Below are 12,582 nucleotides of genomic sequence, written 5' to 3'. Positions count from 1 at the left end.
GTGTGCGAAGGGTCGAACAACACCCTTGTTTTTCAAGGGCGTTATCACGCGCGGGCTCCTGAGGCGGAGGGGGCGACGGGGGAGTCGGCCCAGCGCTCCGCGTGGGTCCCGTCCGGGCGGGGGCGTCGATACGATGACAGGTCGGGAACGCGTCGGGCGGCGGAGGGAGGCAAGGGCGTGGTGGACGACCTGCAGAGTCCGCGGCGACGCCGACAGGGCGAGCTCGAGGCGCTGGTGCTGTCGGTGCTGGGTGAGGCGGAGGAGCCGGTGGGCGCGGGGTGGGTGCAGGAGCGGCTCGGCGGCGACCTCGCCTATACGACGGTGATCACGATCCTGACCCGGCTGCTGGCCAAAGGCGTGGTGACCCGGGAGCGGGCGGGCCGGTCCTTCGCCTGGACGCCGGCCTCGGACCAGGCGGGGCTCGCGGCGCATCGGATGCGCAGGGTGCTGGACGCGGAGACCGACCGTGAGGCGGTGCTGGCCAGCTTCGTCACCGGCCTCGGCCCGGACGACGAGCGGCTGCTGCGGGAGCTGCTGGGGCGCTCCGGGAGCGAGTGACCTTGGCCGGCGCTTTGTCGGATTGCGCCACCACGCAAGCAACCTCGATCGTGATTCCCCCCTCTACAGGTGTGCATCTGTACGCCGCCACGCAAGCCCGGTCGCCGTCCCCGGTGGCCCGGCCTGTCGGGTCCGACCGTTCGTGGGAGTGGTGAATGAGTGACCCGTGGGACGGTCCGGCCGGCCAGGTCACGCGCAGCGGCACCGGCAGGGTGCCCGGGCAGCGCATGGCCGGGCCCGACGAACCGCTTCCGACGGGCGGGCGGGCCGTGGCACGGGCGACCTCCCGCCGGCGCGGCGGCCGTGGGGCACGCCGCGGCCGGCCGGTGCGGCGCGGCAGGCGGGTGCTGCGGATCGCCGGGCTGTGCCTGGCGGTCCTGGTGCTGGCCACGGCCGGTGCGGGCTGGTGGTTCTACGAGCACCTGAACAGCAACATCAACAGCGTCTCGATCGACGGCAAGGGCGGCAAGGAGAAGGCCGACGCATTCGGCCGCACCCCGATCAACATCCTGGTCATGGGTTCGGACGGCCGCACCAGCAAGGCGGACTGCAAACTGGGCGGCGGCTGCTCGCAGACGGGGGTGCAGTCCGGGCACGGCAACGCGGACGTGCAGATGGTGGTCCACATATCGGCCGACCGCTCCAACGCCACCGTCATGAGCATCCCGCGCGACACCATGACGAACGTCCCGGCCTGCGAGGACAGTGGGACCGGAGAGTCCACGTCCGGCTACTACGGCCAGATCAACAGCGCGCTCCGGTACGGCCCGGCCTGCCAGGTGGCCACCATCCACCAGCTGACCGGCATCCCCATCGATCACTTCGTCAAGCTCGACTTCTCCGGCGTGGTCAAGATGTCCGACGCGGTCGGCGGTGTCTCCGTGTGCGTGAACGCCAACGTCTACGACACCTACTCGCATCTGAAGCTGTCCAAGGGCACCCACACCCTCAAAGGTGTCGCGGCCCTGGAGTTCGTCCGCTCCCGGCACGGCTTCGGCGACGGCGGCGATCTCGGCCGTACCGTCTCCCAGCACATCTTCCTCAGCGCGGTGATCCGCAAGTTCAAGAGCGCGGGCACGCTCACCGACCCCACCGCGGTCTACGGCCTCGCCGACGCCGCCACCAAGGCGCTCACCGTGGACGACGGCCTCGGCAGTGTGAAGAAGCTGATCGGGCTGGCGGCCGATCTGAACAAGGTCCCCACCAAGCGGATGACCTTCACCACCATGCAGACGGCCCCCGACCCGGCGGACGAGAACCGCGTCGTGGTGGGCGCCGGTGCGAAGACCCTCTTCGCCACCATCGCGGGCGACCAGTCGCTCACCACGGGTTCCGGCAAGAAGTCGGCGGCGGCCTCCGCGACGGCGAAGGCGACGGCCACCGCCTCGGCCGTCCCCGCGTCGCGGATCGCGGTCACCGTCGAGAACGGCACCGGCATCACCGGCCGCGCCTCCGAAGTCGCCGGCGCCCTCACCGACGCGGGCTTCGGCTCCGGTACGAGCACGGCCAACGCGCCGAGCCCGGCGGCCACCACGACCCTGACCTACGGCACCGGTCGCAAGGGCGAGGCCCAGACGACCGCCAAGACCCTGGGCCTGCCGTCCTCCCACCTGAAACAGGGCAGCGGAACGGGCCTGACCCTGGTCATCGGCAGCGACTGGCCGAGCGGCACCACCTACCCCGGCGGCACCTCCTCACCCGCCCCCGCCGACACCAAGGCCGCCGTCTCGGGCGCCCACGCCCAGACCGCCGACGCGGCCGAGAAGTGTGCCGAGGTCAGCCCCTACAGGACGGTCGCCCTCAACGGCGTCCCCATGACCCCCACCCAGGCCTACGCGGCGGCGGGTGACAAGCCCGACTCGGACGACTGAACGACCCCTGGAGCGGTCAGGACCGGTGGGGGGAGTCGTCCCGGTCGACGACCGTGCCGGGGACGACCCGGGGCGCGGTGGGCGTCGAGCCCGGGGTGTCCTCGTCCTTGAGGGCCCTCGCCTCGCTCTTGAGGATGCGGGTCGCCTTGCCCGCCGAGCGGGTCAGCTCGGGCAGCTTCCTGATCGCGAGGACCGCGATGACGACGACCAGGATCAGGGCCAGCTCGCTCATGCCGAACATACGGGTCTGCTCTCTCCCAGGCCGTCTACAGTTCTGTAGAAGTATCCCCGGGACACGGCCGCTCAACAAGCCCGCCTTCCGGCCGCCTCGGCGGGAACCACTGTACGAGGCGGCCCGGGGCCCGGTCAGCCTACGTACAGGGCTCGCGCCACACCCCCAGCTCCGGCTTCTTCCGCATCGACGACAGCCTCAGCCGCCGCGACTCGGCGCAGAAGCCGCTCGTGGGCTCGGCGTACTCCACGTGGAAGACCGCCTTGCCGGCCTCGATGAACGGGGTGAGCCGTGCGCACTCGCCGTACTGGGCGCACTCCTCGTTGACCGCGAAGTCGAAGTCGGCGAGGAGCTGCGGGATTTGGGGGAGGTCGTTCTTGAGGCCCACCGACATGCCCCGGTCGTGCGCCAGCTTCGCGATCATGCGGTTGTAGCGGAGCTGGTCGTGTGCGGTGAGCGGGAAACCGGTCCTGTTGCCGTACCCCTCCACCAGGTCGGGCTCCACCGCGTCGAAGCCCTTGTCGCGGCACATGTCGAAGCGCCGCTCCATGAGGGGCCGCAGCACGGAGATCTTCCGGATGTCCAGCCAGCGTTCGCCGGCCCAGCCGTTCTGTCGGCCCAGCACCGACGAGGGGAAGTCGTCCTTGTCGGGCCGGAAGTTCTCCCACGCTCCGACGTTGATGTAACAGATGACCTTGCGTCCGTCCCGGTGCAGCCGGGCCACGTCCGCGGCCGTGTTCTCGAAGCCGTCGATGTCGTAGACGGGCACGTCCACCGAAGGGTCGACCCTGCTGTTGAGCTGCCACTGCCAGGCCAGCCCCGGGCGGGGCTTCCACAACGCCCGCGTCGAGGCGTCGGCCTCACCCGAGGACGTGCCCGAGGACGAACCGGAGGACGCCGGCCCCCCGTCGTCGCGGTCACCCGTGCCGGAGCAGCCCGCAAGTGCCAGCGTGCCCGCCAGCAGGATCGCTCGTACCGTGTACCTCATCGCTCCGTTCCGCTCAGTGCGGGGGTCAACTCACCCCAGGGATTGGGAAGTTCACCGGTGACGGGTCCGTACACGGCCGCGCCCCGCTCGCCCGCGGTACGCACCGCGAGTGGCACGAGCGCCTCCGGGACGCCGTACACCAGATGGCAGAGCCGTTCGGGCCCGTGCCGCGCGGTCCACGCCGGCCGGGTGAACGCCGAGACGTACGTGGACCAGTGGCCCTCGAAGGTGACCGTCAGATCGGCGAGGCGGACATAGCCGGGCGCCGGGTGCACCCCTGGGTTGAGGACCACCGTCCCGGCGCCCGATCTGCGCACGCTCCGCACCAGCTCACGGCAGGCGGGCAGCGCCTCGGGGGTCGCCGTCACCTGGTCGAGGAAGCAGCCGTCGGCCGCGTACCACTCCCGGTGCCGGCGCACGTCGGCCACCACGTCGGCGGGCTCGCGCACCCCGTAGTCGGTGTCGACGTACCCGAGGACCCGCGCGCCCGCCTCCCTCAGGGCCCCGGCCGCCGCGGCGAACGCGGGGTCGGGGCCCTCACCCGGCCCGTTGGCGGGGTTGAGGATCACGCCGTACGTGCGCCCCGCGCCCTGGATCAGACGGTGCCAGGCGCCCGGATCCTCGGCGGGGTGCACGTACAGCGGAATCAGCAGGTTCACGGCGTGCCGTCGCCTTCCCACAGCGCGGCCAGCGCCTCGTCGAGGGTGTGCGCCGGCCGCCAGCCGAGGGCCTGCTCGGCGGCCGTGACGTCGGAGCACTGCCAGGACACCTCGCCCGAGCGGAGCGAGCGCCCGCCGCCCGTGGTCTCCTCGATCCGGCCCCGGAAGCCGGCCTGCGCGGCCAGCCCGAGCACCAGCTCGCGCACCGGCACGGCGAGGCCCGCGCCGATGTTCAGGATCCGCGGCAGCGGGCCCGGGGCGGTGACCGCGAGCTCGGCCGCCCGTGCCACGTCGCGTACGTCCACGAAGTCGCGGTACGCGGACAGGTCGCCGAGCCGCAGCACCGCATCGGGGTCCCGGCCCGCCTCCCGCAGGAGGGCGGCCAGCCGGCCCGGCAGCCCCGCGGGCGGTGCCCCCGGCCCCACCGGATTGCCCACCCGCAGCACCACCGCGTCCAGGCCGGACGCGGACACCACCGAGGTGCCCGCCAGCTTGGTCGCCCCGTACGGGCCGGCCGGGCAGGTCGCGTCGGACTCGGTCATCGGACGGCCCGCGACACCCGGACCGTACTCGGCGGCCGAGCCCAGATGCACCAGCCGGGCCCCCGGGGCCGCCTCCCGTAGCGCCGCGCACAGCACGGCCGGGCCGCGGGCGTTGACCTCGGCGAGGGTCACCGTGTCCCCGCCGGTCGCGCCGGCGCAGTTGACCACCGCGTCGGGCGCTGCGAGGGCCAGGGTCTTGGCCAGCTCCGCCGGACGGACCGAGGCGAGGTCGACCTCGTGGTCCGCGCCCGGGGAGCGGCCGGCGCCGAGGACCAGCGCGCCGGGCAGGGCCCGCAGCCGTTCGGCGACATGGGCTCCGAGATAGCCGGTGAAGCCCAGGACGAGAATGCGCATGGGGGGCTCAGGCTCCCTTGAGGAGATGGGGCTTGCGGGTGGTGAACTCCGCGTTGGCGCGGTCGTAGTCGTCGGGGCGCCCGATGTCCAGCCAGTAGCCGTCGAACTCGTAGGCGTACGGCTGGTTCTGAGCGCTTATCAGATCGAGGACCAACTCGTCGAAGCCGAGCGGGAGTCCGGCCGTGTAGCCCTCCAGTGTCGAGCGGGACAGTCCGTAGACGCCCATCGAGACGCGGTAGTCCATGCTGGGCTTCTCGGTGAAGGCGACCACCTTCGAGGAGTCGGTGGTCAGCACCCCGAAGTCGATGTGCACCTTGCGGGCGTACGTCGCGATCGTCAGCGGCGCCCCCGAGGCGCGGTGCGTACGGAGGACGTCCGCGTAGTCGAGGTCGGTCAGGACGTCGCCGTTCATCACCAGGAACGACTCGGGCAGCTGCTCGCGCAGGGTGAGCAGCGGGCCCAGGGTGCCCAGCGGGTTCTCCTCGGTCGCGTAGTCGATCCTCAGGCCCCAGGCGGCGCCGTCGCCGACGTAGGCGCGGATGATCTCGCCGAGATGGCCGATGGCGATGGTGCAGCTGGTGAAGCCGGACATGGCCAGCTGGCGCAGCACGATCTCCAGGATGGCGTGCTGGTCGCCGATGGGGACCAGGGGCTTGGGCAGCGCGGTGGTGTAGGGCCGCAGCCGGACGCCCTTGCCTCCCGCCAGGATCACTGCGTGCATGGAATTTCTCTTTCGTGTTCTCGGTACGAGGATGTGACGGATGTGATGGATGTGACGGACGGTCAGATGTTGTAGATGCCGGTCTTGTAGCGGGCCAGGTTGGCCGGGTCGCGGAAGAACTCCACGGTGTGCGCCAGTCCTTCCTCCAGGGTGTGCGCGGGCTGCCAGCCGGTGGCGGCGGTGAGCCGGCTCGCGTCCGCGACCAGCCGCATCACCTCGGAGTTCGCGGGCCGGATGCGCGCGGTGTCCTCACGGACGTCGAGCGCGGTGTCCATCACCTTCCCGATCAGCTGGACCAGGTCGCCGACGGAGATCTCCCCGCCGGTGCCGGCGTTGAAGGTGCGGCCCACGACCTGCCCGGCGGCCGCGGTGCCGACGGCGAGGAACGCCTGCGCGGTGTCCTTGACGAAGGTGAAGTCCCGGGTGGGCCTGAGGTCGCCGAGGGTGATGGCGCGTTCCCCGGCGGCCACCTGGCCGATCACGGTGGGGATGACCGCGCGCATCGACTGGCGCGGCCCGAAGGTGTTGAACGGCCGCAGCGTCACCACGGGCGTGCCAAAGCTGGCGTGGTAGCTGTCGGCGAGCCGGTCCCCGCCCGCCTTCGAGGCGGCGTACGGGGACTGGGTGTTGATCGGATGGTCCTCGGTGATCGGCACGGTCTGCGCGGTGCCGTACGTCTCACTGGTGGAGGTGTGCACCAGCCGGGGCGTGCCGAGCGCGCGCACCGCCTCCAGCACGTTCAGCGTGCCGGTGACATTGGTGTCCACGTAACTGTGCGGCGCCCGGTACGAGTACGGGATCGCGATCAGCGCGGCCAGATGGTAGGCCGTGTCGGCCCCTTCGAGCAGGCCGCGCACCGAGCCCGGGTCCCGGACGTCGCCCAGGACGATCTCCACCTGGTCGAGGACGTCCGGGTGCAGGGTCTCCAGCCAGCCGTACGAGGAGAACGAGTTGTACTGGGCCATGGCCCGCACCCGGTGCCCCGAGGCGACCAGCGCCTCGGTGAGATGCGAGCCGATGAAGCCCTCGGCTCCGGTGACGGCGGCGAGCGGTGTGGAGGTCAACTCCGGTGTTCCTTCCGATCGGTTCGGTGTGTGCGAGAGAGAAGCGTGAGGGAGAGAGAAACGTGGGGGTGGGGAAAGTCCTGTGACCGGGACGGCCGGGACGCTCAGGCGTGCGGCGCGGGGCGGCCCAGCTGCCACAGCGCGTACGCCGTCAGACAGAGCGCGGCGGCGCCGCAGGCCAGGGAGAGCGCCGGGGCGGGGCCCGGCGGCAGGCCGAGGAGGGCGACGGTCCCGGCGCAGGCGGCGGCGGTCAGACAGATGACGGCCGACGGCCAGGCGGCGCCGAACGCCTGCAGCAGCAGCGCGGTCCACAGCGCGGCCGCGAGGGGCAGCAGCCCCTCCGGCGCGGCACCGGTGAGCAGCGCCGCCGGTACCAGCGGCAGCAGATAGCCGAGCAGACAGACGGCGAGGATGCCGGCCGAGCGCAGCAGGAACCCGGCGGGCGTCGCGGTGGCGCGCAGGGCCGCCACCGACAGCCCACGGTAGCGGTACAGCAGCCACTCCGCGGGCCCCATGCTGAGGGTCAGCGCGATCACTGCGTACGGCTCCTCGCGTCCCTCCAGCAGCACCAGCACCCCGGCCGCCAGCCCGAACAGGCCATACGGCACGGACCAGGTGAACCGTGGCCGGGACCCCCCGGCCGCGGCCGGCGCGGCGAGGGCCGTGCGCAGCGCCAGGGCGGTCACGGCGAGCGTGCCCAGCAGGGCCAGCGCCGGCAGCCCGGCCCGCAGCAGCGCGCCCGGCTCCCACCACGGCAGGACGACGGAACCCGCGATCAGCGGGGAGAGCGCGGCCAGCAGCAGCCGCTCCCGCGCCAGCACCAGCAGGGCGCCCGCCGCCGCCAGATACAGCGACTGCGCCGTGGCGACCACGACCACCGGTCCGCTCCCGGCGAGCGGCGCGGCGACCGCCGTGGCCAGGGCGGCCCCGACGGGCGCGCCGCCGAGCAGCGTACGGCCCGCCTCACGCGGCCCGGCCGCCCTCCGCAGATGGGCCCGGTGGCCGAGCGCCTGCCCCCAGGCCCAGGAGATCAGGCCCGCGACGATCAGCGCGGGGGCGTGCCTGCCGGCGTTCCACAGCGGGTGGGTGAGCAGATAGGCGAGCCCTGGCAGGGCGAACAGCACACCCCGCAGCAGACAGCGCACGGTGTCCGGGCGCCAGACGTCGGCCGCCGGGGCGGGCTCCGGGAAGGTCCGGGGCACCCGCTCGTACAGCGCTGCGGCCAGCGAGAACAGACTGGGATGGCCGTACCGCTCCCTGATCAGAGCGGCCGACAGGCCCTCCGCCTCCAGCAGCGCGGCCACCTCGTAGGGATGGACGGCGGGCCCGACGCGGTCGGCGAGCTCGGCGGCCAGTCGGCTCACCTCCTCCTCGTCGGGGCCCTGCCGGGGCAGCCGGATGGTGAGGGTGGCCTCGTCCGAGGCCCAGCGCGGCCGGCGGCGCGGCGGACGGGTCTCGGCGAGCCGCAGCGCCAGCGTGTCCGGTTCGGACCCGCCGGGTTCCAGGGAGATCGGCCCGCTCATCCGGCGACCGTGCCGGCCGGGGCGAGCGGCCGCCGCAGGACGGGTATCGCCGTCGGCTCCTCCCGTTGCAGTGTGGGCAGTTCGCGGTAGAGGGAGCGGAAGGTGTCGATGGTCTGGCGCAGGGTGAACTGCTCGATCACCCGCAGCCGTGCCGCCTCGCCCATGCTCCGCCGGCGCGCCGGGTCGCCCAGCAGAGCCAGCGCCGCCGCGGCCATCGCCTCCGGGTCGCGGGGCGGCACCACGAGCCCGGAGTCGCCGACCGCCTCCCGCACCCCGCCCACATCGGTGGAGACGGTCGCCCGCCCGCACGACATGGCCTCGATCAGGGTGAAGGGGAAGCCCTCGCTGATGCTGGACAGCATCACGACGTTGCCGGCCGCGTAGGCGTCCTTGATGTCGTCGACCCGGCCCTCGAAGGTGACGGCGTCCGTCTGCCCCAGCTCGGCGGCGAGCGCCGCGCACCGCTCCCGGTAGGCCTCCCCGCCGCGCGGGGTGCCGCCGAACAACCTCAGCCGTATGTCCGGGAGTTCGGCCCGTACGAGGGCGAACGCCCGGATCAGGGTCTCCAGGTCCTTGATCGGGTCGACCCGGCCGGCCCAGCTGAGCGTGAGCGCCTCGGGCTCGGGGCCGGCGGGCGGGAAGGCGGTCGGGTCCACGCCGTTGTAGACGGTGCGGATCGACTGCGGTGCGGCGCCGCCCTGTTCCTCCCACAGCCGGTTGTAGCGGTTGCCCGGGGTGATCAGCGCGGCCCGCCGGTAGCTCTCCTGCGCCAGCAGCCGGAAGAAGCCGAGGACGACCGCCTTCACCGGCCAGCGGTAGGGCGCGGTGCGGTAACCGAGGTAGCGCTCGCGCAGATACACGCCGTGCTCGGTCAACAGCAGGGGCACGCCGTGCTGTTCGCGTGCGGCGAGGCCCGGCAGGACGGCGACGCCTCCGCTGACGGCGTGCGCCACGCCGGTCTCGGGGGCGGGCGCGGCGAGCGGGCGCAGGGCGTGCTCCAAGAGGGCGGTCGCGGTGAGCGCGTCGTGCAGGGTGGGGCCGGCCTCACGGACGGCGAGGCCCGGCCGGTTCCACACCGAGGTGAGGATCGCGATCGCCCGGTCGCCGCGCAAAAACGGGCTGAGCGCCCCGTCCGCCGCGGCCCGCGCCATCGTGTACAGGGCGGGCGCGAAGCCGCCCTCGGCGCGCGGGTCGAGCAGCGCGGTGAGAAACTCCTCGTGGGCGGCGGCCAGGTGGCCGCGGGCCCGGCCGCGGGGTGCGCGGCCCGCGGGCGGGTCGCCCCACATCGGGACGGACCGTACGTGCGCGACATGGGCGGGCAGGTCCCAGACGGGTGTCTCGTGTCCGGTGCCGGTGACGGCGATGACGTCGAAGTCGATGTCGGGCATGCCCTGGACGAGTTGGTCGCACCAGACGCTGACGCCGCCGTGACTGTGCGGGTAGGTGCCTTCGGTGAGCAGGGTGACGCGCGCCGCGCCGGAGCGGCGCGCGCCGTGGGGAACGTGCATCGGTGGGCTCCACGGCCGAGGTGTGGGGTGGTTCGTGCCCGGTGAGCCCCCTTGAGCGGGGCTCACCGGTCGGGCGTCGGGTCGGTCGGTGCGCCGTTCAGTTGTCCGGGGTGTACGGCACCTGCTCGCTGACGCCCGCGGGGACTGCGGTGTCCGGTGCGGGTTCCGTGGCCGCGGGGGGCTCGGAGGTGTCGGCGGCGGGCGCCGCGGCGGAGGCCGGCAGGGCGAAGACGAGGGGCGTGCCGGCGGAGGGCGTCCAGCCGGACACCCCGCCGGCGTACGCGCTTCCGAAGGCGGAGCCGTTCAGGGTGGTGCCGGTGGGCAGGGACGCCGTGACGGCCATGCCGTCCGGTGCGTCGACGGTGACGGTGTCACCGATGCGGTAGGCGGTCACCTGGTCGTCGTGCACGGCGGTCTTCCAGGCGGCCCGGCGCTGCAGCTCGGTGCCGATGTCCCTCATCCGCAGGTTCACCACCGGGGTGTCGTCCGCGAACAGGGCGTCGTAGCCGTCGAGGACACCGTCGAGGACGGGATAGACGAGGCGGTCCTCGGCCAGGTTCGACTGGTGGACGTAGTGCGGCTTCGGGTCATTGGCGAGGACGTGCCCGAGGGCGTTGCGGGTCTCCAGCGGCACGATGTGGTCGGTGTAGCCGGTGGCCGGGTCCAGCGGTGCGGCGAGGCAGGTGGTGGTGGCCGCGTTGTCCTCGCAGATGCCGCTGCCGCCCTGGGCGCGGCTGGTGTAGATCCAGTTGTACTGGTCGACCTCCTCGGCCGCGCGTCCCGCGTTGTAGAAGACGTTCATGGGGTGGCGCGGGACGGTGGTGGCCGAGCCGATCCGACGCTGGCCCCCCTCACGGGAGTTGTCCGAGCCGAGCGAGCCGATGCTGTTGTCGGTGAGGGCGGGCGCCAGGTTGGGGTTGTCCACGGGCTGCTGCGGCAGCACCTTCATGCCGGAGTGCTCGCCGGTCACCAACTCGTCGGCCTCCAGGGGGAGTCCGTTGGTCTGGCCCCAGACGCGGTTGTTCGCGATTTGGTCGGAGATCTCCGTGCGGCCGACCCACTGGGTTGAGCCGTCGGCGTCGGTGGCGCACTTCCACGGCACGACCGTGGTGTCCTGCACACAGCCGAGGAAGGGGTGCGCGTAGGTGTGGTTGATCCAGCGGAACTGGTTCCTGTCGGCGAGGAGTTTGTCGCCGAGCGGGTCGGCGCCGTTGTTCGCGGTGCGGGTGTCGACGGTGCCGGCCGCGTTGTAGGCGAGGTCCAGGGTGAAGTTCTTGGCCGTCTGCCAGGCGGTGGCGACGTCGACGTCAGCGGCCGTCATCCGGATCGGGTCGGGAGTGGCGTTCGGGTCGGTGCAGTCCACATCGCCGGGGGTGCAGTTGAGAGTGGAGTTCCAGCGGTCGTCGGCGGCGAAGACGTCGTCGACGTGCACGGCGAAGTAGTTGCGGGAGGCGCCCAGGTGGATCCCGGCGGTCATCCACTCCACGATGCCGCGGACCAGCAGCCGGAACTGCTGTTGGTACTGGTTGTAGACGAACGTGACGACGAGTTCGCGCCGCCCGTCGTGCCGGTACTCACCCACCAGCGAGCCCCGGGTCGACTGGCCGGGGATGGGCGCGTCGACGTAGGACGTGAAGTCCGCGCCCGGCGCGGGCGTCGACAGGTAGGCGTAACTCTCGCCGATGGCGGGGTCGTTGTCGTCGAAGGGCACCGCCCCGTCGAGGTAGCCGAACGGCCCGGCCTTCCCGGCGGTGGTCACCGAGGCCTGTACGCCGTCCAGGCTGCCGGAGTAGCCGCCGTGGACCGGATACCGCAGGCCCGCTTCCGGACGCGCGTAGGTGTAGGCGTCGACCTGCGGAATCGCGTAGGTCTGCTCGTACTCCGAGAGCGCCGCCATCTCCGCCGACCCCGCCGCGAACGGGTTGTCGCTGGGCAGCACCACGGCCTGGAACTTCGCGCGCGGCCGGCCGTCGACGGTGTCCGCCAGGAACGCGGCGTCGATCACCTGCCGACCGGACTGGGTGAGGTCGATTTTCGTGTACGGCGTTCCGGCCGCGTCCAGCTCCGCCGCGATGGCGTCGGTGGCCGGACCGCCGTCGCCGATGACCAGGACCCGTAGGTCGATTCTGGGCGTGGTGCCGTCGGCGTGGGCCGCTCCGGCCGGCAGGCCGAAGGCGGTGATGAGCGCGCCCACCGTGAGCGCGGTGGTGCGTGTGGTCCGCTTCATGCGGTGAAGTCCCCTCCCCCGGGCAGGGGCGAGCACGGCTCCCCCGGAGCCGGCACAACCCCCTTTGCGAGACGCCGGCTCCCCCTCCGAGGCCGGTCGTCTCCGCATCTGCCGCGTCAACATAGTGAGGTTTCTGTGGTGGTTGTGTGATCTTGACGTGAAACGTGACGGAAAAGCGCGCATGATCCATTGATTCAGCAGACAACCGAATCATGTGTATTTCGGTCCGGGGTGCCTGCGGGGCTGGTCGGGCGCAAGCGCTTCATGTGCTGGTCGTGGCCCCGGGTGACGTACGGGCGGACCCCTGGAGACCGCCGGCCGAACTGCCAGTGGTC

General features: G+C 72.5%; 11 protein-coding genes. 2 read left to right on the top strand and 9 right to left on the bottom strand.

The window, feature by feature from the left end; genetic code table 11:
* Positions 1-180 precede the first annotated feature (180 nt).
* Positions 181-558 (top strand): BlaI/MecI/CopY family transcriptional regulator, encoded by a 378-nt coding sequence (locus ACLZN2_RS06120; RefSeq protein WP_416977550.1) that lies wholly within the window; start codon positions 181-183, stop codon positions 556-558.
* Between the two features lie 155 nt (positions 559-713).
* Positions 714-2,429, top strand: a complete 1,716-nt coding sequence (locus ACLZN2_RS06115; RefSeq protein WP_416977336.1) for an LCP family protein — start codon at positions 714-716, stop codon at positions 2,427-2,429.
* Between the two features lie 16 nt (positions 2,430-2,445).
* Here ACLZN2_RS06115 and ACLZN2_RS06110 read toward each other — a convergent pair whose 3' ends face one another.
* The 9 genes from ACLZN2_RS06110 to ACLZN2_RS06070 form a co-directional block, all read right to left on the bottom strand.
* Positions 2,446-2,661, bottom strand: coding sequence for a twin-arginine translocase TatA/TatE family subunit (locus ACLZN2_RS06110; protein WP_416977335.1), 216 nt, complete (start codon positions 2,659-2,661; stop codon positions 2,446-2,448).
* A gap of 139 nt (positions 2,662-2,800) precedes the next feature.
* Entirely contained in the window at positions 2,801-3,649 is an 849-nt protein-coding gene (locus ACLZN2_RS06105) for an endo alpha-1,4 polygalactosaminidase (protein ID WP_416977334.1), read from the bottom strand.
* The gene (locus ACLZN2_RS06100) at positions 3,646-4,308 is read right to left on the bottom strand and encodes a spherulation-specific family 4 protein (RefSeq protein ID WP_416977333.1); all 663 of its coding nucleotides are present in this window, start codon (positions 4,306-4,308) and stop codon (positions 3,646-3,648) included. The genes ACLZN2_RS06105 and ACLZN2_RS06100 overlap by 4 nt, the downstream gene beginning before the upstream one ends.
* Positions 4,305-5,204 (bottom strand): NAD-dependent epimerase/dehydratase family protein, encoded by a 900-nt coding sequence (locus ACLZN2_RS06095; RefSeq protein ID WP_416977332.1) that lies wholly within the window; start codon positions 5,202-5,204, stop codon positions 4,305-4,307. The genes ACLZN2_RS06100 and ACLZN2_RS06095 overlap by 4 nt, the downstream gene beginning before the upstream one ends.
* A gap of 7 nt (positions 5,205-5,211) precedes the next feature.
* Complete coding sequence (locus tag ACLZN2_RS06090; protein ID WP_416977331.1) at positions 5,212-5,925, bottom strand: nucleotidyltransferase family protein; 714 nt, start codon at positions 5,923-5,925, stop codon at positions 5,212-5,214.
* A gap of 62 nt (positions 5,926-5,987) precedes the next feature.
* A complete protein-coding gene (locus ACLZN2_RS06085) occupies positions 5,988-6,989 on the bottom strand; it encodes a GDP-mannose 4,6-dehydratase (RefSeq protein WP_416977330.1) in 1,002 nt (333 codons plus the stop codon).
* Positions 6,990-7,093: 104 nt separating this feature from the next.
* The gene (locus ACLZN2_RS06080) at positions 7,094-8,512 is read right to left on the bottom strand and encodes a hypothetical protein (protein WP_416977329.1); all 1,419 of its coding nucleotides are present in this window, start codon (positions 8,510-8,512) and stop codon (positions 7,094-7,096) included.
* Positions 8,509-10,020: a GT4 family glycosyltransferase PelF gene (pelF, locus tag ACLZN2_RS06075; protein ID WP_416977328.1), complete on the bottom strand. Its 1,512-nt coding sequence runs from the start codon at positions 10,018-10,020 to the stop codon at positions 8,509-8,511. Before pelF ends, ACLZN2_RS06080 begins: the two co-directional genes overlap by 4 nt.
* Before the next feature lie 97 nt (positions 10,021-10,117).
* Positions 10,118-12,247: a hypothetical protein gene (locus tag ACLZN2_RS06070; RefSeq protein WP_416977327.1), complete on the bottom strand. Its 2,130-nt coding sequence runs from the start codon at positions 12,245-12,247 to the stop codon at positions 10,118-10,120.
* Positions 12,248-12,582 lie beyond the last annotated feature (335 nt).

Source organism: Streptomyces sp. T028 (assembly GCF_048159505.1).
Lineage (GTDB): Bacteria > Actinomycetota > Actinomycetes > Streptomycetales > Streptomycetaceae > Streptomyces.
The sequence above is the reverse complement of the archived record's forward strand: the minus strand, read 5'-3'. Positions and strand labels throughout refer to the sequence as shown.

What these genes read in the sequence shown, in the direction of transcription:
- ACLZN2_RS06080 (WP_416977329.1), bottom strand. Translation starts at nt 8,512, where the DNA reads ATGAGCGGGCCGATCTCCCTGGAACCCGGCGGGTCCGAACCGGACACG.
- pelF (WP_416977328.1), bottom strand. Translation starts at nt 10,020, where the DNA reads ATGCACGTTCCCCACGGCGCGCGCCGCTCCGGCGCGGCGCGCGTCACC.
- ACLZN2_RS06090 (WP_416977331.1), bottom strand. Translation starts at nt 5,925, where the DNA reads ATGCACGCAGTGATCCTGGCGGGAGGCAAGGGCGTCCGGCTGCGGCCC.
- ACLZN2_RS06105 (WP_416977334.1), bottom strand. Translation starts at nt 3,649, where the DNA reads ATGAGGTACACGGTACGAGCGATCCTGCTGGCGGGCACGCTGGCACTT.
- ACLZN2_RS06095 (WP_416977332.1), bottom strand. Translation starts at nt 5,204, where the DNA reads ATGCGCATTCTCGTCCTGGGCTTCACCGGCTATCTCGGAGCCCATGTC.
- ACLZN2_RS06070 (WP_416977327.1), bottom strand. Translation starts at nt 12,247, where the DNA reads ATGAAGCGGACCACACGCACCACCGCGCTCACGGTGGGCGCGCTCATC.
- ACLZN2_RS06110 (WP_416977335.1), bottom strand. Translation starts at nt 2,661, where the DNA reads ATGAGCGAGCTGGCCCTGATCCTGGTCGTCGTCATCGCGGTCCTCGCG.
- ACLZN2_RS06115 (WP_416977336.1), top strand. Translation starts at nt 714, where the DNA reads ATGAGTGACCCGTGGGACGGTCCGGCCGGCCAGGTCACGCGCAGCGGC.